Consider the following 24944-nt stretch of genomic DNA (forward strand, 5'->3'; position numbering starts at 1 on the left):
ACTCCGGGAGCCGGAACGGTGGTTATGCACCGACAGGCGCAGCAGCAGCGCGGTGGTGATTACAGCTAGGATTACGGTAAACAGGCGAGTAATGCGTATATGGGTAATTTAACCTGGCGACAATACGGACCTGAGGGATCGACTGCTCTACCTCGGTCTTCTCGTTGCTGTCCCTGGCAGACTGTGCTGCGGTGACTAAGAAGACGAACACGAATCAGCATGACCCCTACAACGACTTGGACCGTCAGCGGCAGGTGCATGAAGCGCCCAAGACTGCGGGTCTGCCAGGTAGCGAAGGCGAGCATCGCACCGAGTTTGCACGGGACCGAGCCCGGGTGTTGCACAGCGCAGCGCTGCGACGGCTGGCGGACAAGACCCAAGTTGTGGGGCCTCACGAGGGAGACACTCCGCGCACTCGACTGACTCACTCGTTGGAAGTGGCCCAGATCGGGCGGGGCATGGCGGTCGGGTTGGGCTGTGACCTCGATCTCGTTGAGTTGGCTGGACTGGCCCACGACATTGGCCACCCACCATATGGGCACAACGGTGAACGGGCGCTCGATGAGGTGGCAGCCGGCTGCGGGGGCTTCGAAGGCAATGCGCAGAATTTCCGAATCTTGACCAGCCTTGAGCCCAAGGTCATTGATACACAAGGGTGTAGTGCGGGATTAAACTTGACTCGCGCAGCCTTGGACGCGGTCACCAAATATCCGTGGACGCGTGCAGATGGGCTTGGAAATGGGAGAAGCAAGTACGGGTTTTACGAGAATGACCTTGGTTCCGCGGATTGGGTCCGCGTATGTGCGCCGGTGGGTCGTGCATGCTTGGAAGCCCAGGTGATGGACTGGGCCGACGATGTCGCCTACTCTGTCCACGACGTGGAGGATGGCGTCATTTCGCAACGGATCGACCTGCGCGTGCTCGCTGACGACGACGGAGCTGCCGCGCTGGCCAAGCTGGGGGAGAGCGAATTCTCTCGAGTGAATGCTGACGAATTGATGGCTGCCGCGCGTCGGCTGTCGGGGCTGCCTGTGGTTGCTGCGGTCGGTAAGTACGACGCTACGTTGGCATCGTCGGTCGCGCTCAAGCGATTAACCAGTGAGCTGGTCGGCCGGTTTGCGTCGGCCGCGATCACGACCACACGTGCAGTGGCCGGTCCGGGGCCGCTGGTGCGTTATCAAGCTGACCTGCAGGTGCCCGATCTGGTGCGTGCCGAGGTCGCGGTGCTGAAAATCTTGGCAGTACAGTTCATTATGTCCGATCCACGGCATCTGGAAGGCCAGGCCCGGCAGCGTGAGCGTATCCATCGGGTAGCCAATTGGCTGTATTCCGGGGCATCACGTACCCTCGACCCGGTCTTTGCCACGGCGTTCACCACCGCTGCCGACGACAGTGCCCGCTGGCGGGTCATCGTCGATCAGATCGCCTCGTATACCGAAGGTAGGCTGGAGCGCATTGACGCCGGTCAGGTGAGTCCGTAGTAAGTAGCCGGGTTAGACATCCGAACATGCTCAAATCCAGATCAGCATTCAAGCACCCAACTGGGTTCCACGCCTGAGGTCAAGACTGGCGCATCGGTATCGTCAACGACCAGCCAGTTGTCCGGTGGTGAATCGCTGGCAGTGGAACTGAAAACTCCGGAAGGCCGACTGGTGGTAACGACGGCCATTCGATTTGACCAGTTGCGTCCTCATCCATCACTGTGAAGACGATTGTGATCGGCATTTTGGTGCCGTGTTTTCGCGGGATACGTACTCACCCGATCGGCACGTCAGAACCCTACTCAGTCGCTCCAGTCGGCAGTTTACCTGTAATTATACTTATCTGCCAGTTGGCATTACCAGACACCCGGGCACTCTGGGAAATCTCCGAGAGGCGAATTCACGTTGCTTGAGGTAGGTTGAGACGGCTCCGCTCTGCTGGTGACGATTAGTGATGCGTTCACCAGGTACGGGCTGGTAGAAGATAGTAAGTACCGCAGTTATGATCGACGATGCCAAATACAGCGACAATGCCATGGATCGGATTGTCTGTGGCGTCATTGGTCCGGCTCGCTAAACTAGCCCGGAGAGGTATTGGCTATGCAGCGAGCCGAACCCGGAGTTCTAGACTGAGCCGATGCCTGGCCGGATCCCAGATCGTGATATCGCCGCCATCCGTGAACGGGTTCGCATCGAGGACGTCGTCGGCGATTACGTCCAATTGCGGAGCGCTGGCGCCGATTCGCTTAAAGGCCTGTGCCCTTTCCACAACGAGAAATCACCGTCATTTCATGTCCGCCCAAACCATGGCCACTTCCACTGCTTTGGCTGCGGTGAAGGCGGCGACGTGTATGCGTTCATCCAGAAGATCGAACACGCCAGCTTCGTCGAGTCGGTTGAAATGCTGGCCGACCGGATTGGTCACACGATCAACTACTCTGGCCCTACTACCAGCGTGCAGCGCGACCGCGGTAGTCGCAGCAGGCTCATCGCGGCCAATGCGGCTGCGGCAGTGTTCTATGCGGCAGCGTTGGAATTAGACGAGGCGGCACCGGCTCGCCAATACCTCATGGAGCGCAATTTTGATGCTGAAGCTACTCGTCATTTCGGCTGCGGATTTGCACCGTCGGGCTGGGATTCACTGACAAAACATTTGATACGCAAGGGTTTTGAATTTAAAGAGCTCGAGGCTGCGGGGCTGTCCCGGCAGGGGCGCCATGGCCCGATGGACCGCTTTCACCGTCGGTTGCTGTGGCCGATCCGCACATCGGCTGGTGAAGTGATCGGGTTCGGTGCCCGGCGGCTGTTCGACGACGACCCGATGGAAGCCAAGTACGTCAACACACCCGAGACGTTGCTGTACAAGAAGTCGTCGGTGATGTTTGGCATCGACTTAGCTAAGCGCGATATCGCCAAGGGGCATCAGGCCGTTGTGGTCGAGGGCTACACCGACGTGATGGCGATGCATCTGGCCGGGGTCACCACCGCTGTCGCGTCGTGCGGCACAGCGTTCGGCGACGAGCATTTGGCGATGTTGCGTAGGCTGATGATGGACGACAATTGGTATCGAGGCGAATTGATCTTTGTCTTCGATGGCGATGAGGCTGGGCAGGCAGCGGCTCTGAAGGCATTCGACGGCGACCAGCAGGTTGCCGGAAAATCGTTCGTCGCTGTTGCTGCCGATGGTATGGATCCGTGTGACCTCCGACTCAACTCTGGTGACCAGGCATTACGAGATCTGGTTGCTCGTCGCAAACCGATGTTCGAATTTGCTATTCGAAGTTTGATTCCCGACGGAGTGGTTCTCGATGACGAACCGCAGGCGAAAGTGGATGCGTTGCGCCGGTCCGTTCCTCTGGTTGCTCGGATTAGGGATTATGCGTTGCGCGACGAATATGCGCGACGTCTGGCTGGCTGGACGGGGTGGTCGGACGAAGGGCAAGTACTTGCCCGAGTGCGCGCAGAGGCTAGCCGACGTGGTGTGCCGAAACGCGCCAGAAAACACGGCGCGGGCGTTAAGCGATCACCATCCCTGCAGCCGTCGAGTGCTTTGACCGAAAACCCGACCGCCCGCCCCGACCCGCGTGACCCAACGCTATGGCCGCAGCGTGAGGCTTTGAAATCGGCTTTGCAGTATCCGGCACTGGCAGGACCAGTGTTCGACACACTTACCGTTGAGAGCTTCACTCATCCCGGCTACGGAGCCGTTCGCACGGCTATCGACGCGGCGGGCGGGACGTCGGCCGGTATCACTGGAGCCCAGTGGATTGATGTGGTGCGCCAGCACACCACATCGACGCTGACTGCCGGTCTGATCAACGAGCTGGGCGTGGAGACGATCCAGGTCGAGGACGAGAAGCTGGCGCGCTATGTCAACGGGGTGTTGGCTCGTCTGCAGGAAGTGTGGATGGGCTGGCAGATCGCCGAGGTGAAGTCCAAGTTGCAGCGCATGTCGCCGATTGACCAGGGCGATGAGTATCATGAGCTGTTCGGCGACCTGGTTGCCATGGAATCCTATCGTCGCAGCCTGTTGGAGCAAGCCAGTGGCGACGATCTGAACGCTTGAGGTGTTGTTGGCCTCAGTTCGCACCGTTCGCTCGCCACTCGGCGGGGCGTTCGACAATGGTAGTCTGTTTGTCGATTTCGGTTAGTGTCACAAGCCCCGCGTCAGGTGAGATCCGATTCGCGACCTTACGGCGCCCCCCTTCGATCATCGACTTGGCAATGGGGCTATTGGTAAGCGCGCGATACGTACCGACGAGCTGCTCGTAGCGGCGGCGACCAGCTTTTGCACCCAGCACGTAACCCAGTCCAAGCACGATGATATACCGGATCAAAGCATTCCTCCCACGACTGTGCGGTTGGCTCCATCCTGCCTCACACACCGGGATGCGTGCGCGCCCAATCCGGTTAGCCGAGCGGCCCAGAGTAAGCGGCCTGGTACCACTCTAGGTGCGGGTAGGCCAGTACGCTAGAGTTATCCTGCGATCTATGCCATCGTTCGCGTGGACTGAGCGGTCCCCTGTAGCTCAATTAGGCAGAGCATTCGGCTGTTAACCGAACGGTTGGAGGTTCGAGTCCTCCCGGGGGAGCTGTGGTCTACAGCACACCTGGCATGCTGTTGGCGAGGGCCTCATACACCGGTCGTCACGTGGCGTCGCAGACGGATTACGCGATATCGGTGTAGATTGCAGTCGCTACTCTGTCGTCGACGGCCGCGTCATAGACAACTGTAGTGACCGCATTCTAGATGGCGCATAGGTTGCTCGCATACGGCAACCGCGAATCTCCCAGATTGGTCAGACCACCCTGACGGGCAATGTCCTTGGCTGCAGCGTGCAGCATTCCCTGGGTTAGCAGCCTGCCACTGACTCTACATTCCGAGTCCGGGAACTACCAGCTCATTTCTGACCTGGCCAATGGTGAAGGTGGTGTGCTCGTCGTGTTCTACAGGGGCGACCGGGCTGCCATCAGCAATCAACGCCATAACTATTCTACCAGTTGAAAATGTTAGCCGGTATGGTTTTCACGCGTAAGAGTGGGTTGAACATATGGGAAGATCATTAGGTCGTTCGCAGGACACCGCCATCGTCTCGCCAAGCTCTCAGGCTAACGTACCGAACACCGTCGAACAACCGAGCAGGAGTGTCGGTGACGTTGTCTCGATATCTCGATCGCGTTGACCCGTCCGACCCGCTCCCCAGCGGCCACCTCGAGCTATCGACGGTTCTTAGTATGGGGCACCTGAAAATCGCGCAGATCGTCCATTCGGCAACACCAACCGCGGTGCTCCCGGCTCCGAAGACAACGGTCACCAGTATCTTGCTGCGCGTCATCGTTGAACGCGCAGTAGTTGCCACCATAGGTCCGTAAGGTATTCTGTGCGTTTATTAGCTCGAAGTCCTCAAAATGCAGAGCCGCGTGCGGAAGCAGCCGGTTCGCGATCTAGCGTTTGATTAATTCATCGTATGTGTGCTGCACGTGGCGGTTGTCGAGATTAGGATGGATCTTGCCGCAGTGGTTCATTATCAGTTCCGACATCAAGAGACACCGCCAGGGAGCGACGTGGATCGATTTCGTCGCCGGCGTTACAGAGTGCCAGTTTGCCCGCTGCGATTTGGATGCTATCCACGCCCCAATCGCTGATCCCTAGGATGGTCTCGGTGTTGGTGCAAATAATAAAGTCGATGTCGTTGGGTCCTAAATTCAAAGGTTTGGAAGGCTGCGGTGATGTCATCTGGTTCGTTGATGATCAGAAAGAGTCCCCGCTACCCACGGTATTTATCAGAGGAGTGTTGGATCGCCTCACCGAAGGTAAGTGTGTAGACCACCGGCATCAGCTCCGGCAAATGGTTGGTCAGCACCTTGAATTAGAGCAGTTTGTGTCGGTAATGCAAGCTGTTCAAGTCAGTACGTTACGGCACAGGTCAGTTGCGACGCTTTGCAATCGAGCCCAGACGCGGTCGACTTATTGTTCCAGCGTTAGCACGGCCGACGAAAGTCGGCCGGTCAGCCCTAGTCATCGCCACTCCTGGTGAGTGAAGCCCACTCCACGGTTGCGGGTTGATGAGGACGTCTCTACTAGGATTAGCGGTGTGCGGGCGTCGCTTATTAAAACTTCCGTTGGTATGTGAGATCATGGCAACGCTGGCCGAGATTAAGGTTATCTTGACGAGCTTTTGAAAGCCGCCATCCGGGTATTACGGTCCGGTGCCCAGCGTCGTAGATGAGTGGGTGTGTCTAGCTCGGAACTCTAGTGTAGTAGAGCCAAAGTCTGGTGGTGAGATCGGATTTGTGGTTGTGATGTTTGGCGTGGTGACAGCTGAGTCGTGGTTTGCGCCCAGTGCGCAGAGTTCGATTGCGCGGACCGATGGCGCACTGGGCGTCATAGATCAATGCTAGCTGCGACACTTGCGGATTGCCACGATCGGCGAGCCCATTGAGGTGATCAAAACCCTGGCGATGCGGAGAGCACCAACGATTGGAGTGTCCGGCTCGTTCGGGGTGGCGTTGGCGGCTTTGGCGCACCTGGCTAATAACGAAAGGTTGAGCTGGCCGCCGTGAGAGTTGTCGCGGCACGGTCCACCGCGGTGAATCTGGGGTGGGGTGTGCGATGGGTGCTAGCCCAGTTGTCCGACGGATCGCAGGGCCGTGCTGGAGTAAGACCCTGCGGCTGTTGAACGAGGACACCCAGGTCAACCGGGGGTTGCCCCGGCTCATGCGACGGATCTCATCCAGCGGTTGTGTACGGGTTGGCGGCTGGGCGTTCTGACTCACTACAACATCAGGTGATTGGCCACGACTGCATTCGGTACCGCACTCGGCGCGCTTTGGGTCCTGCGTGCGCGGTCTGGCCTGAGACGGTCTTGGTTGGCTCGACACGCTCGCTGCTGCAGAGGGCCCGGCTGACCGCATCGTCACCGATGGTTCGGTCGCCAACAGGATCGGCATCTATGGCCTGGCACTCCGCTGTGCACCGGCATGGCATTCCGTTCATCGTGGTTGCGCCTGACTCGACGTGTGATACGACCACCGCGACCGGAAGCGAGATCGTCGTCGAAGAACGAACCACGGGTTAAATCACCCATGTCAATGGAGTCGCCACGGCTCCGGATCGCACTCCAGCCTTCCGTTCTGCCTTCGATGTCACCCAATCTTAACTGATGACCGCGATCATAACCGAGAATAGTTTGGTGGATAACGGTGTTGCAGATCGGCTTCAGAACGTGTCGTCACCCGCTGCTGTCATTGGGTGACAGATCGTCAGCGTCACATTGGGTCTCTATGTGCGCGACTGGATACCGAGCACGGCCGGCATCATTTCGTTTTGTACTGGGCGTACCGCAGTGATTACCGGTAGTGGAATGTCCAAGGGCAAGCTCACCGTCGACGATAGCGCGGCCAAGTCTGAAGAAATCGTTTTTGTGCGCGGCACCACCGAAGCAATCAATATGGTTGCTTATGCGTGGGGTGGTAAGTATCTGCGACCTGGTGATGAGATAGTTATCTCTCACCTCGAACATAACGCCAATATTGTTCTGTGGCAACTACTTTAGCAACAAACTGGCACAATCCTAAACGTCGCGCCAATGGAAGATGCAGGCAATGTGTTGATGTCGGAATTCGAGGTTCTCCTCGGGCCCAGAACGAAGTTGGTGGCCATGACTCAGGTGTCGAATGCGTTGGCCACGGTGACGCCAGTTGAGACGATCGTCGAGTTAGGCTATCGCTACGGTGCGTGGGTGCTGATCGACGGCGTGCAGTCGATTCCGCATCTGCTGATTTCCGGGCTTAGCGTCGATTTCTTCGCGCTTTCCGGACATACGATTTACAACCCTGTTGGGATCGGTGTGCTCTACGGTTGCGAGGACGTGCTGACGGAGATACAGCTGTAGTAGTGCGGCGGCAACATGATCGCCGATGTGACGCTGGAACGGTCGCTCTACCGCGGTCCGTCCAACAAGTTCGAGGCCGTTACCGGCAACATTGCCGACGTTGTCGGGCTGGGAGAAGCATTGTATTACATCAAGCATAGTGTGTCCCATGAGTACGCGCTGCTTTCTGGCCGGACATGAGCCGATCGAGGTGGGCAAGGCGCTCAGTGCCGAAGGGATTGCGGTGTGTGCCGGTAATCATTGCGCACAGCCAATTCTGCGGCGCCTCGGGTTAAGAGGACACTGTTCGCTTTTCGTTCGCTTTCTACAACACGTTTAACGAGGTCGACGTTTTTATCAACGCGGTGCGTCGAATCGCAGGGGATGGTACCAACGTGGGCTGATTGGTAATATCTGAAATACCACTGAATGTAGATCGTCGAGTCCGGGGTCATCGCTTGGGCTTCGACGAGGAAAAAGGCGGCTTCCTAGGCTTCGCTAAGCTCGCGGAGTGTGTCGTCGTTTGGTCGTGATGTTGCTGAGTCTGTGTCTAGGTCTGGCTAGTGCCGGATGCGGTTGGAAGCCACAGACACCACCACCACCACCTGACACGTGCAAAATTTCCGACGGACCGACGACCCAGACAGTGCAGCAGACCACCGCCATGGTTCCGATCCTGACACCTGGATCGGTCTGGGTCGAAATCGCCCGGGGACATACCCGGAACTGCCGTTTATACTGGGTGCAGATCATCCCCAGCATTGCCACCGAGTCGACTCCCCAGCAGTTGTTGTTTTTCGACCACAACACCCCATTGGGTACACCGACCCCGAACCCGAAGCCTTACATAACTGTGCTGCCTCCCGGCGACGATACGGTGACGATTCAGTATCGGTGGCAGGTTGACAATGAGCATCCGTGCTGCCCGAACGGTATTGGCACAGTGCGATTCCGGATCGGATCCGACGGCAAGTTGCAAACCCTCGGCGCGATCCCGCATCAGTAGTTTTGATGCACGGACTTTTTCGGCGCAGCCGGTGCACCCCGATACGCAGCGCTTTTGGAAATTCTACAGGAGTTCTTCAGGAGTTTCAGGCTTTCCGGGATGTGCTTCGTGTCCGCAAGTTTCCCACTCTGGGAGGCCGTGGCTGCATACGCGGCTGGGTTAAGGAGGGTGATGGACCAGCAAGGTGCTGCTGCAAGGTGAGGAGTCGCCGCGCAGCTCCGGTCGCAGATCAAGAGTTGTATCACTGACCATCGGAATGGTCCAAAGCTGAGTCTTTTCCGGCTGTATGCGGGGTAGTGCGTGTCGCATCTCGCATTGGGATCCCGAGGATCAAGCGGCTTGGGAGGCCGGCAACAAAATCGTCGTCCGGCGCAACTTGCTCTGATCGGTTCTGACCGTCCGCCTGAGGTATTCGGTGCGGACGTTCTGGTTGTGGTGATGGAGCTGTTCATGCCCAAGGCCTTATACGGCTTTTCTGTGGCCGACAAGTTTCTGCTCGCCACCACCGTGACCCTGGTGTGAGGCGTGCCTGCGGATGCCGTACTCGTTGGCCACTGCGATCTTCGGTGGCCATAATTAGGCGGTTTTCTCGGTGATGGCGCTGTTGGCCCATCTGGGATTATCGCTGTGGCCTTATTTGGTGTGTGCGACACTGACCGGATTAGGTGGCGGCAATTTCACGGCGTCGATGACGAACGCCAACGCCTTCTACCCGCATCGGTTCAAGTGTGAGGTGCTCGTGTTCGCTGGTAGGGTTGACAATCTTGGAGTGCCGATGATCCAGGTGGTTGAGATGCTTGGTCATCGCCAGCGTAGGTGCCTGAAAGTCTTACGTTGTGTGCAGACGTTATGTGGTGCTGTTGATAGTTGCCGGGATCAGAGCGATGTTGTTCATGAACAACATCGAGCACCACCGTGTCGAGGTAACTCGCGTCCGGTCGATCCTGTCCGCGGTGGTTTCTACTTGCGACAGCTGGGTGCTCGCGCTGTTCTACTTCTCTACTTAGCAAGTTTCGGCTCGTTCATCGGTTTCTCGTTCGCATTCAGCCAGGTGCTGGAAACCAACTTCGTTGCTAGCAGACAAAGTACACCTCAGGTCGCGCTGCACATCGTTGAGTTAGTATTCATCGGACCGACGCTGGCCACGGTAGCCCGGTGTTTGGGGTGATGAGCTAACCTGCCAACTCGGCGGGAGGTCGCATCACTCCGGTGGTCCTTGGTGCCATGGCTTTTATTGCTGAATGTACTGGGCACAATCAAGGGTTCACACGGGACCCGATCAGGGGAGGTATAACGGCCAGCTAATTCGCTGGATTCATCAACCCTGTGCATCTTGTCCTGGTTGGTCAATGACTCGGTATACAAGATGATTCCGACAATTTTCGAGGCCTGCAGCTATTCCCTGGGGATTAACGGCGTCGAGCGCCACGACTGGTCACGGGTCATTTCAGGGATTATCCTTGGTTTCGTCGCGGGGGTCGGCGCACTCTGGCGGCGTCGAGATCGACCTGGCGTTGTAGGAGTCCGACCTTAACATTGGCGGGGTGACCTCGGTATTTTGGATCTTCATGTTGTGTTATACTGTAATCAGTTTTGTCCTGACCTGGTAAAGTGAAAATGTAGATGTATATGCGTCGACCACTGTCAGGCGGGTGCATGGCTATGTGGCCAGTGTGCTTTCGGCTGGTATCGCAGCCGGTGGAGCTGATTGGTGCCGAGGTTTAGACGAGCCGATTTTTGGAGTACAGCATCTCTCTGTAACGTATACTGCTTTGGGATCCCCAAGCCGTCGACCACCGTCTTGGTATGCGGCCGCAGCGTCCGGCATCGCCCGTTGATCCCCTGAGGGACTGCCTTAACTCGCTCGGGGGAAGGGTACCGATACTCGATACACTACGCCTTATCTTCCTCGATCACTGACAATGTATACAGCTCGCACACGATGGCCAGCAGCTTGCGGGCTGCAGGATTCGATCTTGGCGACAAAAGCTTCCAGCACTACTCGATCGATGTGCACGCTTGCCGTGTACAGCACATGATCCTGCACGACGGCGTTGAATAAGTCAAAAGCCTACGCCTCTTTGGATTTGGCCTGCAGCTGGCATACGGCGGATGACAACAGGTAGTCTACGCGCTCCTCAAATATTAGTGACTCGGGTGCTGCGGTTAATTAGGCCATCCTCCTCTTCGCTGTCTTGGCGGGCGTCCACAATATTCTCTGCAAAATAGCTTCGACTGTTGTGTGTTTCATTATCCACTCACTGACACCGTTGGCGGTGAAGCGCACCTATTCGACCGGGCTCATGCTGCTGATGTCGTCATATGTAGGCGGTAAGCAGCTCTTTGATCACTAAAGATAACTAGACTAGTATATGGCTGTCGCCTTCGAAATGTGGTAAACACGTCGGTGTCGGTCTGGAGCGGGATCAGTTGGTTTTCGGGCATATAGCCTGTGCCGCTGTATGCTTCCTGGTCTTCCTTGGTGGGCTCGTCAAGCGTTGTTAAATCTTAGCTGCGTTCAGCCCTGGCGGTATGCGCTTCCAGACCGCGTTGTTCATCGGCCTTGGTGACGTCGGACGTATGCAGCTTGTGGCAAACTAGTTCTGGGCGAATTACAACTCGTAAGAACACACTATCAAATGGAAACAGTATACGCCGGTGCACCAGGTAGTCCATGGTCAGCACTTTACCGCTGCCGGGAGCACTGAATTACTTGCTTTCTAACGCATATGTCGGATGGCGATGTAGAGTTCAACCTGGATGGTGGACCTGCCACCCACCGTGGCCCGGCTGCAGATCAGCGTGTCGATCATGGTTAAGAACCGGTGGCTCGAGTTGTCGATTGGCGAGCTGATAAGTGCCATCTGGTGCGATGTCGCCGTACTTGTTCAGCAGGTTTTATCGTGGGACGCGGACATGGTCGAACCTAATGCAGCCGTTGTCGATGCCAGGCAGACAAAGTCAACGAGGTCGGCGATGAGCAGGCGGGCCACTAATCGGATTTGCCGCTTTGAGGCAAGTTCGGCTCGGGTAGAGGTGGCCCAAGCTTAGCCACCGCCAACAGGGGCCGGTTGGTAAGCACTGTTGGCATTGGCGTGTACCCGTGTCAAGGACAACCAGCTAATCGGTGATTCCCATTGCCGACTGAATCTGCAGCAGCAACCCGGCAAAGGCTACGGCGCCCGCAGAGGTAAGCAGCACCACCTGGTCGCACATGTTCAGGTGGGTGAGCGACGTCTACAATGGCAGAACCATCACGACGACGCATCCTAAGATGGGCCTGGTACCGCAAATCGCCATCAAGTGATTTGCTTGCGGTACATCTAGCCTGCCGGTCAGATCCTCTATCACCAGTAGCGTGGCTCTGGTTATGAGTTCGATCGCCATCGATACGCACCGACGCATCTCGGGTGACAGTTTGTCGATCTGGCTAGTACGGTGCACGGTCAGCTCGCGTTCGTTGACAATCTAGCTTACCATCCGACGGCGCTGGTTGAGCGCGGTGTCCGGCGGCAGTCGTCATTCGGCGGCGCATCTCAGGGCTCATTTACGGTGAGCTGTTGGTGCGCGCGGTCGTTGCTGGTCACTATCCCGATGCGGGTGCACATCGACTTCCGCTCGGTATGCACGTCGTGGTCGTTCAAGGTGATTACGCTGAAACTGAGGTCTCTGGTGCCGGCGAGCAGACCGAGCAATATGGAGCTGCGGCCACCGACGGCCCAAATAACCGCGGCTAATATGTACCTGCAGGCGTCGTAAATGACACATCCGTAAGCACCACGCGCGTATCGACGTGGGATGATTTGACCTAATCTGTGTTTTGCTGCGGTAGGTCGCAAGGGGTAAGCCGGTTGAACGGCCGACGTGGAAAATCGGCGGTGGCTCCCGATGCGGATTACCCAGTGTGATCATCTGGCCGTTGCAGATGTTGACCGCTGACCTCTGGGCGCTGTCAACGAAGATGTCGTGTGCGCTCCCGTCGACGGCTAACCCCAATGGCTACCGTGATACCGTAACACCAGGCCGCGCTGTGTTGTCTGCGGTCCTGCAGCTGCATTGCTGAGGCAGTCCAATCAGGATATCGCACCGGCTGTCGTGTTCTACATTCACGTCGCGGCCAGGGAGGAAGACGTGCTTCATCAATTCGACCCAGACGGTCAACGGAGACGGTGGAGAGGTGGACGTCTTGGTCTGCATGGCCGCTGCCTTTCCTCACCGGTCTCCGTGCGCGTCAAGCTAAATGGCTACCCGCTGCCGGCGCTTGATCCACTAAACGATCGGGTTGATCGTAGTCTCCAGAAGGCGGCATAACACCACAACCGCGTCTAGCCAGCACCCTGGCGGTCTGCCGGTTCGAGCCGGGCCAGTTGCGGTTTGATAGCGGCGGCGTGGTCGGCACGGATCGCGGTCAGTGTGTGAATCCGCTGGGACGTGATGCGGATTCGGACTGCACGGCCATCTCCGGGGGTGACGGTTCGGGTCACCAGGCCGACAGCCTCAAGCCGTCGTACCTGCATGGTCATCGTTGGCTGCGAACGATGACCGGCGGCGGTCAGGTCACCGATGCGGGCTTCACCGTTGGTTTCGATAGTCTTTAGCAGTCTGGTCTGTGCCGAAGACAATGGCATTTGGATGCGCTGTGTGGTCAACTGGGTGGGCCGCGCGACCATCGCGAGTAGATCCCGCGCCCAAACTTTTTTGAGGCTTAATGTTTGTAGGTTCGCTGACCTCGGAGTTGTTGGGTCGCGGCAGAGGGATTTATGCAGCTATCGTTACATAGCTTTGCTATACGAGATCATCGGGGCGATGCTAGCCCTGGAACACCTAGCCGGGTCGGTGCGCTGCGACGGACTTGGCGCTAGGTTCTGGCACAATCGATAAAATGACCGCCTTCGACTCGCTCCATGTGCATCATCGGAGCGGGTCGTTGCAACCGGGCGAATTAGCGCAGGCTTCGGTCTTGGCAGGCTTATGCGCGGTTACTGCGATCGTCTCGGTTGTCGTCCCTTTCGCAGCCGGCTTGGCGCTTCTGGGTACCGTGCCCATGGGCCTGTTAGCCTATCGTTACCGCTTCCGTGTGTTGATGGCTGCGATGGTTGCGGCCGGAGTAGTTGCCTTTTTGATCGCTGGGCTGGGCGGTTTCATGGCAGTTGTCAACAGCGTCTATATTGGAGGACTGACCGGAGTCGTCAAACGTAGAGGCCGGGGCACAGCAACGGTGATTGCTGTGGCCCTGGTCGCTGGATTCGCCTTCGGCACCGTTAATGTTTCCGCGCTGGCGGTGCTGGTCCGGCTGCGGCACTTGATCTTTAAAGTGATGACCGCAAACGTAGACGGCATCGTGGCCACCTTGACTTGGATGCATCTGCCGTGGGTCGCGGTCCAGCTAAAGCGGTATTTTGCCGACGGGCTGCAGTACTGGCCGTGGATGCTGCTCGGCTATTTTGTTATTGCGATTCTGGTTGTGTCGTTGATCGGTTGGTGGGCGTTGTCGCGCGTGCTGGAGCGGATGCGGGGCATTCCCGACGTCCATAAACTGGATGTCCCGACCACTTGCCGGGCCGGTGGCAAGGAGGATGCTCCGATCGGGCCGGTTCCGGTGCGGCTGGACAAGGTGCGCTTTCGTTATCCTCGCGCCAGTCACGATGCGCTTAGTGAGGTTAGCATGGACCTGCAGGCCGGTGAACATGTGGCGGTCACCGGCTCTAACGGTTCCGGGAAGACTACACTGATGCTAGTCCTGGCCGGCCGGGAACCGACATCGGGCACGGTGGATCGCCCGGGCGCGGTGGGCCTGGGCAAGCTTGGCGGCACGGCGGTCGTCCTGCAGCACCCAGAAAGCCAGGTTCTGGGCACCTGGGTCGCCGACGATGTGGTGTGGGGACTGCCGCCGGGAACCGATGTCGACGTTGGCCGATTACTCAGGGAAGTGGGCCTCGAAGCACTTGCCGAACGTGACACCGGCAGCCTCTCCGGCGGTGAACTGCAGCGCCTTGCACTGGCGGCGGCCTTGGCCCGGGAGCCGGCGCTGCTGATCGCTGACGAGGTCACCAGCATGGTTGACAAGCAGGGCCGGGATGCTTTGCTGGATGTGTTGTCCGGTCTCACTCAACGACACCGTACTGCCTTGGTACACATCACGCACTACAACAACGAAGCCGATACTGCCGACCGAACGATCAACCTCAGTGATTCACCCGACGACGTCGGCATGGTTGAGACCGCTGCGCTGCCGGTATCGACCGTCGCGGTGGATATCAGCTCGCCCACCTCGGTGCTCGAACTCGTAGATGTTGGCCACGAATATGGCAGTGGTACCCCATGGGCCAAGACCGCGCTACGCAATATTAGCTTCGTGATTGAACAGGGCGACGGGGTGCTGATCCACGGCGGTAATGGCTCGGGTAAGTCAACACTGGCGTGGATCATGGCCGGCTTGACGGTTCCCACAACCGGAGCATGCCTAGTCGATGGCCGGCCCACTCATGAGCAAGTCGGTGCGGTGGCATTATCTTTCCAGGCCGCCAGGTTACAGTTGATGCGGAGTCGCGTCGATCTGGAAGTGGCTTCGGCGGCAGGCTTTTCGCCCGGTGATGAAGACCGTGTGATTGCCGCACTGCGTATTGTCGGACTGGATCCCGCCCTGGCTAAGCGGCGCATCGACCAGCTCAGCGGGGGCCAGATGCGACGTGTGGTACTGGCTGGGCTCCTGGCACGTTCGCCGCGCGCGTTGATCCTCGATGAGCCGTTGGCCGGGTTGGATGCGGTTAGCCAGCGTGGTTTGCTGCGGCTGCTGGAAGTCCTGCGCCGTGAGCAGGGTTTGACGGTGGTTGTTATTTCCCATGACTTCGTCGGGCTGGAGGATGTGTGCCCGCGCACCTTGCATTTGCGTGCTGGCGCGTTGGAATCGGCATCGACCGCGGCGGGCGGTGCGGCATGATCTCAACCCCGGTATCCGAATCCCATGTCATCCGGCGCCGCCCTCGTCCGGTTGTGTTGCTGGTTCCGATACCCGGGACTTCGGTTATCCACGATTTGTGGGCCGGCACCAAATTGCTGGTTGTTTTCGGTGTGGAGGTGCTACTGACCTGCTATCCAGGTTGGGTGACGATCGGGTTGGTGGCGACGCTGGTGATCGTGGCGGCCCGGATCGCGCGCATTCCACGTGGCGTGCTGCCGTCGATACCGCACTGGTTGTGGATCGTTGTTGCCTTAGGGGGTTTCACTGCTGCGTTGGCCGGTGGCAGTCCGGTGATCTCAATGGGTGGAGTCGACATCGGATTTGGTGGAGTGTTGAATTTCCTGCGCGTCACAGCGTGGTCGGTGGTGTTACTTGGGCTGGGGGCGATGGTGTCGTGGACCACCAATGTCGCCGAAATCGGACCGGCGATAGCGATGTTGGGCCGTCCGTTGCGGATATTGCGGATCCCGGTCGACGAGTGGGCGGTGGCTGTGGCACTCGCGCTGCGCGCTTTCCCGATGCTGATTGGCGAGTTCCAGGTGCTCTACGCGGCTCGCCGGTTGCGTCCCAAGCAAATTCCGCGCAGCCGTAAGGCTCGTCGACAGCGGTACTCCAGGGAGCTGATCGACCTGCTCGCCGCTGCTATCACCGTGACGTTGCGACGCGCTGACGAAATGGGCGATGCGATCACCGCCCGTGGCGGCATAGGTCGCCTATCCGCCTATCCGGCCCGGCCGAAACTGGCGGACTGGGTGACATTGGCGGTTGCGGTCGCTGCCAGCAGCACTGCGGTGGTGCTCGAGACGATCTTGCACACCGCTGCCTAAGTTTGGTCCATGAACGAAATCGACAAGATCATCCGCCACAGCTCGGTTCCGGTTCTGGTGTTTCCCGGTTAGCGGTGAGCTGCGGTGTTGGCTGCCGCCTGAGCCTGACTCAGGATTGTCGCGACATCGCCGCGACCGAGAAACATTTTGTTGAAATAGCTTTGCAATGCGTCGTCTCCGGCGGGAAAGCCGGCGCCGCCCGGAGCCGGAATGTGGGGGTCGTCTAGCACCGAGAAAAAGGGCGCGATATTTACACCTTTCCCGGCCCAGTAGTCGAAGTAGACTGGCTGAGCTGACCGCACTGCTGGAATGGCGGCACCCTGACGACCCAGGTACGCGTTGCCCTCCTTGCCGCCCATCCAGGCCAATACCTGACGCACTGCATCCGGATGTTTGGTCGCCGAATTACCAGCTGCAGCAATACCGTTTATAACGCTCACCCGGCCTTGTGGGCCAGCTGGCAACATCGCGACACCCCAACGGAACCGGGCCTCGCAGGCTATTGATGCCAGGTTGTAGGTTCCGGACTGGAAAAGAGCCATCCTGCCGGCTAAAAATTGGTTTAGTGAAAAATCACTGTTGTCGTTGGTGTCTGAGGCCGGTGGCGCCACGTGGTCGTCGTTGATCAGACTGACCAGGTACTGGAAGGCCTCAATTGCGGGGGGGTTATTGAAGGCGAACTCGTCGCCGCGCTGGAATACTCCTCCGGCTGATCCGATGTAGTTGAGGTAGATGGCCTGGGCGTCGTTGGCCGCGTTGTACCCCCACTGACGGACTCGTCCTGAGTCGAAACCCGGTGTTTTTGCGGTATTTCCATTGTCATCTAGGGTGAGTCGAGCGAGCAAGGGGCGCAAGGTATCGTCACCGCTGGGAGTCCATCGCATGTGGTTGAGCTGGACCGGGTCAATGCCGGCGGCAGCAAGCAGGTCGGCATTGTAGAACACGGCAATGCCAGCATCGGTCAACTGCGGTACACCCCATAGCGCACCGCCCCGAGTGAACTGGTCTACTATTGCTGGCTCCCAGCCTGAGGCAGCCTCTTTACTCAGCGTCATACTAATGTTCATCAATCGACCACTATCAGCGTATGTGGCGAGGTAAGCGCTTGATAGCCAGAAGATATCGTCAGCACTGCCGCCGGCTATATCAGTGCGCAGGGTGTTGAAATACGTCGAGTAGGCAACCGTATTGGTGCGCACCTCGATATTGGGATGCGTACGGGTGAAGGCTTGGAAAGATTGAGTATATGCTGCGGCAATCTGGTCCGCCCAGAGGCGCACCGTAACAACGACCTTGTGGTCACGTGGCTGTCCTCCTGACCAATCCATCAACATCGCTGTTACGCCCAACAGAACGGTGACTAACGTTAGCGTTGCAGCGATCAGTGTTGAGTAGCGAGGCCGGATCACGTTGTGTTCCTACCTGCCCGTTGAGATTGCCGTGATGGTTGTGGATCTGCAAAGATCATAATTTTACGGCAATCTCGGTGCTAAACTCATATACACTCATTTCAGCCCCGACACGACGGTCGATGAGACGATGTGCCGCTGGAAACCAACGAAAAGTATGATCAGGGGCAGGATGGCGACTGCAGTCGCAGCCATCACAAGTGTCCACTGGGCGTTGAATCGGGACTGTAGGTCAGCGGTTGCAACTGTAAGCACACGCCACTTGTGGCCACTGGTGATCACCAGCGGCCACATGAAATTATTCCACTGCGAGACCACAGTGATGAGTGCTAACGTCACTAAAGCCGGGCGGCTGGATGGAATCACGACATGCACGATCACGTCCAGCGTGTTAGCACCGTCGAGGCGGGCTGCGTTGATCAAATCGTTCGGGATGGTGCGAAAGTGCTCGCGCAGCAGGAGAATTGCGTACGGGGATCCAAAAATAAACGGCAGAACCAGCGCCCAAAATGTATTACGAAGGCCGACTTGGGCCATCATCAGATACAGTGGCACCACGGTGACCGTCGCTGGCACCATTAGTGTTGCGATATAGACCCAAAACAGGGCATCGCGCCCGGGAAACTGCAGCCGTGCGAACGCATAGCCAGCGAACACTGAGAAGGTCAGCTGGCCAAGTAGAACCACCGCTGTCATCAACGCGGTCACCGCGGTTGCGCGCAGAAATCCAGCACTGGAGAGGCCGGCGTAGTTGTCCAGCGTGGGCGGCCGTGGAAACTGTAGCGGCATACTGGTCATAAATTGGTGAGTCGACGTGAACGAGGTGAGTAAACCAAGCGCGAATGGCGCCAGGGTGATCAGCGCACCGACTGCCAGGACGGTGTAGATGACAGTGTTGGAAAGGCGGCTACGTGAGTTCATAACTGGTCCACCGACGGAAGTGCAAATGCTGAATGGCGGTGACGCCGAGCAGAATGACGAACAGTAAAACCGCCATAACCGATGCTCGCCCGATAGTTGCGGAGTCAAACGCCTCGGCATAGATGCGGTGCGCTACCAGGTCGGTGTGGCCATACGGCCCCCCGTCGGTCAGCGCATAAACGGTGTCGAAGGTCTGTGCTGTGCTGACGATTCCGGTAATCAACACAAAAAACATCGTCGGCCGCAGCATCGGCAGGGTGATATGCCAGAACTGCTGCCAGGCATCGGCACCGTCGGTGCGCGCGGCCGCGTGGATATTATCTGGGATAGCTAGCAGTCCGGCGAGGAACAATAACGAGACATAGCCGACATTAGCCCAAACGACGACCGCTGAAACGACCGGTAGTGCAAGGCTGGGATCGGAGAGCCATTCGATGCGATGTCCCAGGACCGTGCTGACTGCGCCGTCGGTGGGAGCAAGGATCCATCGCCACAACACCGCGATTGCCGACGGAGCGCAGATCCAAGGCAGTGTATATAGTGTGCGAAACACGCCGGTGCCCGGAAGTTGGCGGGCCAATATTGTCGCGGTCAGCAGGCCGAGTACTGTCTGAGTGGGTACCACGATCGCTACGAATACGGCCGTGACAATTAGTGAATTAGCGAAGTCACCGTCAGCCAGCACCGACTGCCAGTTGGCAAGACCGACGTAATGTAAAGGCCCCAGCAAGTCCCACCGGAACATGCTCAGCCACAGCGCCAGGATGATTGGTAGCAATAGGAAGACTGCCACACCAAGCAGACTGGGTGCCAGCAGGACGTAGGCCAATGCGATGGGTCGAGGTTGACTGCTTGCTACAGCTCGGGTCATGTGCGTCGCTCTTCACTCAATTGCTTCGCTCTGCATCGTCGCCGGTACGGGTCATGGAGATATTAAAGCGGGCGCAAATGGGCTGTCGTTACGGTGTGTCCGTGATATCAACCTGGGGTTGATGCCTGACTTCTTGGATCTGCCGCGCTAGAAGTTGGCCGAAGCCGCATTGTCGGCGGCCACTGCGGCCGGGGTCAGCTATACCAACCTGCGCATTCACCGTCTCTACGCTGAGATCATTACGTTCCGTGACGGCGAGTTGGAGATCGCGGTGGCTAGTCGTGGGCGATACGGGTAATCGCGGACGGCTTCTGGGGGTTCGCGCCTCGCATCCCGAGTTGACGTCCTTCGTGGCAGTCGGCACCGCGCGCCACGTAGTACGGGTGGTCACCACGTTCGCGGCGCTCAACAGCGAGCATGTCGAGCTTGCGCCCGAGCCAGTCTACGCTAACGTTAGTTGGGTGTCGACTTATCGGATCGACTCGTTCAGCATCTCTGCGGTGGACAAGCTTGCTGTGTTCGAGGAGTTTTCTTGGCGGTTGTTTGATGCTGATGGTATTGACTGCGTGGTCGGCTGGTTTGCTGGTAGTCAAAGAGGAGTTATTCTCCGATTGTAAATAGCACAACGATGGGTGCGGGTAATGCCCTCCTTGGAGGCGGTGACGGTGGACGCTGCGGCGGGCGGTTTGGATTCGATGCGCACGCTGGTGTCGCTGACGGCCCGGGGCTGGAAAGCGCTAGCTGACGATGAACTGTGGAACTAGACCGACGAGCTCACGCAGCTGTCGTCGTTGTTGGCTGCAAAGGCCAAGTCATCCCGCGTGACCCCAGGGCCTAAGGGCTTTAGTGATCGACCCAGCCAGCCTGTTGCTGGCTATTCACGAATCCGTATGCCATGTAATCGAATCCAATTGTACTATTGGCTATAAGGCCGCTTAGGCTGAAATTTGGTGCGCTATACCCGACAAACTGGGAACTATGCAATATAGCTCGCCGGTGATGAAAGTTACAACCGACCATACGGTCGAGTTCTGCCTAGTCAGCTTCAGTTACGACGATGGTAGCGTGACTGCGTAGTGCTGGGACCTGGTGCGTGATGGGGTGTTCGTTGGCTATTAGTTCGAACGAGTCTTCGCCGCACGGCTGGGGCAGTCGCACTCAAATGGATGCTCGTCTGTCGATTCATCACATCACGTGCCGATTCAGTGGATGGTCAATGTATCGCTGCAGCCCGGCCCCGACAAGATTACTATCGCTGACCTGATCGCTTGGGTTAGTGACGGCATCTATATCGTCGGCGACAAGTCATGGTCGATTGATATGCAGCGCTATAACTTTCATTTCACCGTACAGCGGTTCTTCTATATCTGAGATGGTCGGTTAGATAGTCAGCTACGCGACGTTGCGTATCAGGCCACCACTACCGATTTCTGGAATTACTATGGAAACCGTGGACGGCTCGTCGACCTGGCTGTTTGCCAGCGCATTCAATTGCGGACAGGTCCAGCCTGGCTAGGTGGCTATCGTGAACCACGGTTGTCCGTCTGCGCTATTCCGAGACGTTGACGTACTCAACATTCGTACCGAGGGTGGCCGATGATCACTGTGCAGCATGTCGTCAATCTTGTTCTAGACCAGGCCGGGTGCAATCTGACCGGGCTGAAGAGACCATGGTGATGGTTACTGGCCGTGTCAAAGCGACCTTGCGCTGGATGGGCAATTCGATCGCTACCAATGCAGTTTTGGTCAATCAAAGCGTGGCTGTTATTTTGTCTGTACATCAAGATGATATCGTTTCCGCTGGTACGGTGGTATCGGCAGAAGTGAATCCACTAGTGATTCCCGAGTTGGTGGCTGCATCTCAAGAGACGTTCCGATCTGCACCAGAGGCCGGCGATGTTGCGTCACTGTTGGCCGGTGTCGGGGCGCCCGACGATTGGGATGCTTGTGGTGTCTGGAACCGGAGCTGAAGTATTCCCCGATGTCACCAGCTCATTGAGCCGGGAGTTCCGCGACACCGACATTGTTGTACGGCTATGCGCATCACAGTGGCTTGACGACGTTCTTGGCGTCGTCTACGGGGCTGCGCCGCCGCTATACCCAGCACACCGAGGCAATTGAGATCAACGCCAAACAGGGCGACACGACTGCTTGGCTGGGTGTTGGCTCGCACGATTTCGTATACGTGTCAACCGATCTTTTGCTCGAGCAGCTGTCGACTAGATTCGGGTGGACACAGCGTAATGTTGAGCCGCCCGTGGGACGATACGAGAAGATCATGCCACTACCGATGGTAGCCGATATGATGATGTATCTGGCATGGTCGATGGCCGGCTGGGGTACACAGGAGGGCCGGACCGCGTTGTCGGTGTCCGGCGGTGGGACCTGAGTGGGGGAGCGGCTCACCGACTTGCCACTGACGTTGTTTTCTGGCCCTTTCGCCGCAGGAGTGGGGTGCATGTCGTTTGTCGTGGTGGGCAATTCCTCAGAGAGGATGTCGGTGTTTGAAAACGGGATGGAAATCGGTCAGGTGGAATGGAGCCACGACGGGGTGATCAACACGCTGGCCTATCCGCGGGCTACGATGGCCAAGTTCAATGCCCCGGCCGTGGTCGCTGCCGACAACACCTGATTATGACGGTTGGATCGACCGATATTGTCGACATGATCACAGCTACCGAGCGTGGCTTGCTACTGACCACTCTGTGGTGCATCTGCGAGGGGGATCCGACCACGTTGTTACTCACCGGGTTTTACTCGCCGGCGGTGTGTACCTCATCAAGGACAGCGAAGTAACCTCAGCGGCTAACAACTTCCGGTTCAACGAAAGCTCGCTGGATGTGCTGCGATAATCTACACAGGCCAGCGTCAGTGAGATGGCTCTGCCTCAAGAATAGCGGAACTGGTCCACCCAGGCGGCGGTGCCTTTGTTACGGATGTCTGACTTCCACATGTTATCGGTGAGCTGAGTGCAATAGTAGCCGATTACCGAGCGGGTTGCGAAAGTACTGAGCTTGACGCCGGAAGTTCCGAGACGCTCGATGATGACATCGAGCGTCTCGAGACCACAATAACTGTGTAAAAGCCTGACTGCGGTATGTGGATCCGTTAGTTTGGACACCGCCGCACCTCGTCGCCGACGATGCCGCCGAGGTGCGCGTTAGTTTTCGTTACCGAGGCCGTCGAGCTAACTTTTGATATCTGCTGGATGTCGCCCGGTCAGACCGTGTTACGCAACAAACCGGACGTCCATTTGTTGATCTCCCGGTGGGCGTTCATCGTGCTGCCAGGTAGGCTGTCCTTTACGCAGGGTAGCGAGCGGTTATCGGTACGGAAATGTACAAGGTAAACGGTGTCGCCGGCGTTGAGCAAGGCGTCGCGGCCCGGGTACAGCTGGACTGGCAAATTGTCCCGGATAATCGCGACGACATCAGTTTGCGTTGACAGCTCGAATATTTTCAGCCCATCGAGTTCGTTGCTGACTTGCACATGCATTTCTCCTATCAAATAAAGAACGGTTTCCAACCGAAACAATCTCCAGCATTTGCAGTGCCAGCGCGGCGTCAATAAACTACGGTAAGGCTAATTCTGCAGTAGAACGAATGTCTTTGGAACCGAACCGCTGCGCTATCGCGGAGTCGAGGTCGTAGACCCGCGGCACTAGCGGGATGCCGCTCTGCCGGCTGGTGGCGGTTTCCACTTTGGTAGCTCAGCATTTCACGAAGTACGACCCCGATGTTGAACATGCTGTCTCGGGTCAGCACCGTTATGGCACTGGTTTGGTCGACGCAGGCCGCTTCTAAATGTCTGGCGTAAAGGGGCGTCCCCGAAGATCGCCGGTACGTCGAGTTGGTCCATTGTTGACAGGAAGCGGTTGTTTATATCGCGCTTGATCACCACTACGTCGTATCGAGCTGCGGTCAGACCAGTGACGACGTGGATGCCAAGCGCGTTCAGTCCGACGGCGATAATGTGATTGCGCAAATGTTACGTTCGCAGATGTCCGCTCGACCAGACGAATCGACGCGACAACAGCACGTTGGCGACAAAAGCGACAAGCAGTGCGGTGGTGGTTACGCCACCCAACATCAACGTGACGGCGTACATCCGTAGCCAGATAGGCTGCTGGGCAAAGCTGCAGTTACCGTAACCGACCATCGTGATCGTCTCGTTGATGAAGTAGAATACGTCCACTCACGAAATCCCGGGGTGTTTATAGCGAAAGCGCGACAATGTCGTTGAGCCGAGCATTAAGGCACCTAGGGTGGCAAGTACGGGATAGAATGCAGGATTGATTTCGCTGTATATGGTGTGTGCAGCGTCCAATGCTTGGTACAGTTGAGAGTGATGCGAACGTGTTTTCGCCTGGTGCGGAGCCCTGATGTCACAGTGGTCTACCTCGTCGGTGGTGTCGACCATCGCCGTAAAGTAACCGGCGTGCATCTGCACGTCTTGTCTCAGGCATGCCTCAACGACCGCCGACGTCGTGAGGGCGGCGAGGTCAAGTATCGCACTGGGTCCATCGCCGTCGGCTACCGTTTCATGTAGTACCTCGCTGGCCAACGACGTCACAACACGAATATCCGGATCGGTTTTCCTCGTGAAAAAATAGATTGCGATATTAGTCACGTTGTCGCCACTAATATGATAACATGCTGATGCATAATTTTGGCCCCTGCGTGGAACATCAATCTAAACAATTTTGCTCAGACTTTTCCAGTATAAAGTCGGTCTAAACTAGTTTTATAGCAATACTTTTCTACATCTGGAATAAGAAGTTGCTGTGTTTACGGTTATGTTAATTTATAAACTTGGGCAACCGTATATATTAACCGATACCAGTAATAGAGTTACCCATGCCGTACAGCCATATTCTGATCATATTATTGTACGGCAGTAAATTCTACTATACCGCAATACAAACAGAGCTTGCAATTGGTTGCCATACAAATCAACCACGTTGGTACTATACCATATATCGACCTGGTTGGTAGTCAAACATTTTGTTGTGCAAAATATTTACATGTTGTGCACATTGTCACTTCCGCTACTAAGAACTGGGCTTTGTTACATAGATATTAGCTTAGCTTGAGA

The 24944-nt window shown here is 57.2% G+C and carries 22 protein-coding genes, 1 tRNA gene and 6 pseudogenes; 17 read left to right on the top strand and 12 right to left on the bottom strand.

The genetic code is table 11. The annotated features are described in order from the left end of the window. Positions 1-191 precede the first annotated feature (191 nt). Both MUBE_RS08080 and dnaG read left to right on the top strand, forming a co-directional pair. Positions 192-1481, top strand: coding sequence for a deoxyguanosinetriphosphate triphosphohydrolase (locus MUBE_RS08080; RefSeq protein WP_116540143.1), 1290 nt, complete (start codon positions 192-194; stop codon positions 1479-1481). Between the two features lie 637 nt (positions 1482-2118). Beyond that, on the top strand, positions 2119-4047 hold the full coding sequence (dnaG, locus tag MUBE_RS08085; protein WP_116540144.1) for a DNA primase: 1929 nt from the start codon (positions 2119-2121) through the stop codon (positions 4045-4047). A 13-nt stretch (positions 4048-4060) separates the two neighbouring features. Here dnaG and MUBE_RS08090 read toward each other — a convergent pair whose 3' ends face one another. Further along, positions 4061-4318 (bottom strand): hypothetical protein, encoded by a 258-nt coding sequence (locus MUBE_RS08090; RefSeq protein WP_116540145.1) that lies wholly within the window; start codon positions 4316-4318, stop codon positions 4061-4063. Positions 4319-4499: 181 nt separating this feature from the next. On the opposite strand from MUBE_RS08090, the gene MUBE_RS08095 reads away from it, so the two are divergent. Continuing rightward, a tRNA-Asn gene (locus MUBE_RS08095) sits at positions 4500-4573 on the top strand. A 281-nt stretch (positions 4574-4854) separates the two neighbouring features. Here MUBE_RS08095 and MUBE_RS20180 read toward each other — a convergent pair. Next, a complete protein-coding gene (locus MUBE_RS20180; protein ID WP_243632936.1) occupies positions 4855-4968 on the bottom strand; it encodes a malic enzyme-like NAD(P)-binding protein in 114 nt (37 codons plus the stop codon). A gap of 164 nt (positions 4969-5132) precedes the next feature. Here MUBE_RS20180 and MUBE_RS20185 point away from each other — a divergent pair, with 164 nt between their 5' ends. Then, positions 5133-5354: a hypothetical protein gene (locus MUBE_RS20185; RefSeq protein WP_243632937.1), complete on the top strand. Its 222-nt coding sequence runs from the start codon at positions 5133-5135 to the stop codon at positions 5352-5354. 124 nt (positions 5355-5478) lie between these two features. Here the strand turns inward: MUBE_RS20185 and MUBE_RS20190 are convergent, their stop codons facing one another. After that, positions 5479-5718, bottom strand: a complete 240-nt coding sequence (locus MUBE_RS20190) for a hypothetical protein (RefSeq protein ID WP_243632938.1) — start codon at positions 5716-5718, stop codon at positions 5479-5481. A gap of 674 nt (positions 5719-6392) precedes the next feature. Here MUBE_RS20190 and MUBE_RS15760 point away from each other — a divergent pair. The 7 genes and pseudogenes from MUBE_RS15760 (at position 6393) to MUBE_RS08125 (ending at position 10029) form a co-directional block, all read left to right on the top strand. Next, the gene (locus tag MUBE_RS15760) at positions 6393-6545 is read left to right on the top strand and encodes a hypothetical protein (RefSeq protein WP_165849773.1); all 153 of its coding nucleotides are present in this window, start codon (positions 6393-6395) and stop codon (positions 6543-6545) included. A 179-nt stretch (positions 6546-6724) separates the two neighbouring features. After that, on the top strand, positions 6725-7060 hold the full coding sequence (locus MUBE_RS15765) for a hypothetical protein (RefSeq protein ID WP_116540146.1): 336 nt from the start codon (positions 6725-6727) through the stop codon (positions 7058-7060). A gap of 372 nt (positions 7061-7432) precedes the next feature. Further along, positions 7433-8056, top strand: a pseudogene (locus MUBE_RS08110) (aminotransferase class V-fold PLP-dependent enzyme). Further along, a pseudogene (locus MUBE_RS20195) lies at positions 8049-8259 on the top strand (aminotransferase class V-fold PLP-dependent enzyme); the annotation flags it as partial. The pseudogenes MUBE_RS08110 and MUBE_RS20195, both read left to right, overlap by 8 nt. Positions 8260-8387: 128 nt before the next feature. Beyond that, entirely contained in the window at positions 8388-8861 is a 474-nt protein-coding gene (locus tag MUBE_RS08115) for an LppP/LprE family lipoprotein (RefSeq protein ID WP_116540147.1), read from the top strand. 339 nt (positions 8862-9200) lie between these two features. Then, positions 9201-9383: a hypothetical protein gene (locus tag MUBE_RS08120; protein WP_116540148.1), complete on the top strand. Its 183-nt coding sequence runs from the start codon at positions 9201-9203 to the stop codon at positions 9381-9383. A 70-nt stretch (positions 9384-9453) separates the two neighbouring features. After that, positions 9454-10029 carry an MFS transporter gene (locus MUBE_RS08125; RefSeq protein WP_133297083.1) on the top strand — a complete coding sequence of 192 codons (576 nt, stop codon included), beginning with the start codon at positions 9454-9456 and terminating at the stop codon, positions 10027-10029. Positions 10030-10582: 553 nt separating this feature from the next. Here the strand turns inward: MUBE_RS08125 and MUBE_RS20200 are convergent. Continuing rightward, positions 10583-11816 (bottom strand): annotated as a pseudogene (locus tag MUBE_RS20200) (acyl-CoA dehydrogenase); the annotation flags it as partial. A 608-nt stretch (positions 11817-12424) separates the two neighbouring features. On the opposite strand from MUBE_RS20200, the gene MUBE_RS15770 reads away from it, so the two are divergent. After that, positions 12425-12598 (top strand): hypothetical protein, encoded by a 174-nt coding sequence (locus tag MUBE_RS15770; RefSeq protein ID WP_165849774.1) that lies wholly within the window; start codon positions 12425-12427, stop codon positions 12596-12598. A 532-nt stretch (positions 12599-13130) separates the two neighbouring features. On the opposite strand, the pseudogene MUBE_RS08145 reads toward MUBE_RS15770, so the two are convergent. Next, positions 13131-13571, bottom strand: a pseudogene (locus tag MUBE_RS08145) (MarR family winged helix-turn-helix transcriptional regulator). Positions 13572-13743: 172 nt separating this feature from the next. On the opposite strand from MUBE_RS08145, the gene MUBE_RS08150 reads away from it, so the two are divergent. Both MUBE_RS08150 and MUBE_RS08155 read left to right on the top strand, forming a co-directional pair. Next, positions 13744-15801: an ABC transporter ATP-binding protein gene (locus tag MUBE_RS08150; RefSeq protein WP_116540154.1), complete on the top strand. Its 2058-nt coding sequence runs from the start codon at positions 13744-13746 to the stop codon at positions 15799-15801. Next, on the top strand, positions 15798-16649 hold the full coding sequence (locus MUBE_RS08155) for a CbiQ family ECF transporter T component (protein ID WP_116540155.1): 852 nt from the start codon (positions 15798-15800) through the stop codon (positions 16647-16649). Before MUBE_RS08150 ends, MUBE_RS08155 begins: the two co-directional genes overlap by 4 nt. Before the next feature lie 68 nt (positions 16650-16717). Here MUBE_RS08155 and MUBE_RS08160 read toward each other — a convergent pair whose 3' ends face one another. The 3 genes from MUBE_RS08160 to MUBE_RS08170 all read right to left on the bottom strand — a co-directional run bounded on the left by MUBE_RS08160 (position 16718) and on the right by MUBE_RS08170 (position 19850). Next, on the bottom strand, positions 16718-18058 hold the full coding sequence (locus tag MUBE_RS08160; protein WP_116540156.1) for an ABC transporter substrate-binding protein: 1341 nt from the start codon (positions 18056-18058) through the stop codon (positions 16718-16720). A 96-nt stretch (positions 18059-18154) separates the two neighbouring features. Further along, positions 18155-18979 (bottom strand): carbohydrate ABC transporter permease, encoded by an 825-nt coding sequence (locus MUBE_RS08165; RefSeq protein WP_116540157.1) that lies wholly within the window; start codon positions 18977-18979, stop codon positions 18155-18157. Further along, on the bottom strand, positions 18966-19850 hold the full coding sequence (locus tag MUBE_RS08170) for a carbohydrate ABC transporter permease (protein WP_116540158.1): 885 nt from the start codon (positions 19848-19850) through the stop codon (positions 18966-18968). Before MUBE_RS08170 ends, MUBE_RS08165 begins: the two co-directional genes overlap by 14 nt. 154 nt (positions 19851-20004) lie before the next feature. Here MUBE_RS08170 and MUBE_RS08175 point away from each other — a divergent pair. Together MUBE_RS08175 and MUBE_RS08180 are read left to right on the top strand one after the other, a co-directional pair. Further along, positions 20005-21450, top strand: a pseudogene (locus MUBE_RS08175) (TldD/PmbA family protein). Then, positions 21447-22819 (top strand): annotated as a pseudogene (locus tag MUBE_RS08180) (metallopeptidase TldD-related protein). The pseudogenes MUBE_RS08175 and MUBE_RS08180 overlap by 4 nt, the downstream one beginning before the upstream one ends. Here the strand turns inward: MUBE_RS08180 and MUBE_RS15775 are convergent. Both MUBE_RS15775 and MUBE_RS08185 read right to left on the bottom strand, forming a co-directional pair. Beyond that, on the bottom strand, positions 22738-22971 hold the full coding sequence (locus MUBE_RS15775; RefSeq protein ID WP_165849771.1) for a hypothetical protein: 234 nt from the start codon (positions 22969-22971) through the stop codon (positions 22738-22740). The pseudogene MUBE_RS08180 and the gene MUBE_RS15775 overlap by 82 nt on opposite strands. Before the next feature lie 98 nt (positions 22972-23069). After that, on the bottom strand, positions 23070-23339 hold the full coding sequence (locus tag MUBE_RS08185) for a TrkA C-terminal domain-containing protein (RefSeq protein WP_133297084.1): 270 nt from the start codon (positions 23337-23339) through the stop codon (positions 23070-23072). Positions 23340-23518: 179 nt separating this feature from the next. Here MUBE_RS08185 and MUBE_RS18990 point away from each other — a divergent pair, with 179 nt between their 5' ends. Beyond that, positions 23519-23653, top strand: a complete 135-nt coding sequence (locus tag MUBE_RS18990) for a hypothetical protein (protein ID WP_279386698.1) — start codon at positions 23519-23521, stop codon at positions 23651-23653. Positions 23654-23837: 184 nt separating this feature from the next. Here the strand turns inward: MUBE_RS18990 and MUBE_RS08190 are convergent, their stop codons facing one another. Together MUBE_RS08190 and MUBE_RS08195 are read right to left on the bottom strand one after the other, a co-directional pair. Next, positions 23838-24044, bottom strand: a complete 207-nt coding sequence (locus MUBE_RS08190; protein ID WP_116540160.1) for an ion channel — start codon at positions 24042-24044, stop codon at positions 23838-23840. Continuing rightward, entirely contained in the window at positions 24045-24479 is a 435-nt protein-coding gene (locus MUBE_RS08195) for a hypothetical protein (RefSeq protein ID WP_116540161.1), read from the bottom strand. Between the last annotated feature and the right edge of the window lie 465 nt (positions 24480-24944).

It is taken from the genome of Mycobacterium uberis (genome assembly GCF_003408705.1).
In the GTDB taxonomy this organism is placed as follows: domain Bacteria; phylum Actinomycetota; class Actinomycetes; order Mycobacteriales; family Mycobacteriaceae; genus Mycobacterium; species Mycobacterium uberis.

Bases quoted from the DNA above. Each gene is read 5' to 3' on its own strand.
- MUBE_RS08115 (WP_116540147.1), top strand. From the start codon at position 8,388: ATGTTGCTGAGTCTGTGTCTAGGTCTGGCTAGTGCCGGATGCGGTTGG.
- MUBE_RS08170 (WP_116540158.1), bottom strand. From the start codon at position 19,850: ATGACCCGAGCTGTAGCAAGCAGTCAACCTCGACCCATCGCATTGGCC.
- dnaG (WP_116540144.1), top strand. From the start codon at position 2,119: ATGCCTGGCCGGATCCCAGATCGTGATATCGCCGCCATCCGTGAACGG.
- MUBE_RS08155 (WP_116540155.1), top strand. From the start codon at position 15,798: ATGATCTCAACCCCGGTATCCGAATCCCATGTCATCCGGCGCCGCCCT.
- MUBE_RS08165 (WP_116540157.1), bottom strand. From the start codon at position 18,979: ATGAACTCACGTAGCCGCCTTTCCAACACTGTCATCTACACCGTCCTG.
- MUBE_RS20190 (WP_243632938.1), bottom strand. From the start codon at position 5,718: ATGACATCACCGCAGCCTTCCAAACCTTTGAATTTAGGACCCAACGAC.
- MUBE_RS08150 (WP_116540154.1), top strand. From the start codon at position 13,744: ATGACCGCCTTCGACTCGCTCCATGTGCATCATCGGAGCGGGTCGTTG.
- MUBE_RS18990 (WP_279386698.1), top strand. From the start codon at position 23,519: ATGCCGCTCTGCCGGCTGGTGGCGGTTTCCACTTTGGTAGCTCAGCAT.
- MUBE_RS20180 (WP_243632936.1), bottom strand. From the start codon at position 4,968: ATGGCGTTGATTGCTGATGGCAGCCCGGTCGCCCCTGTAGAACACGAC.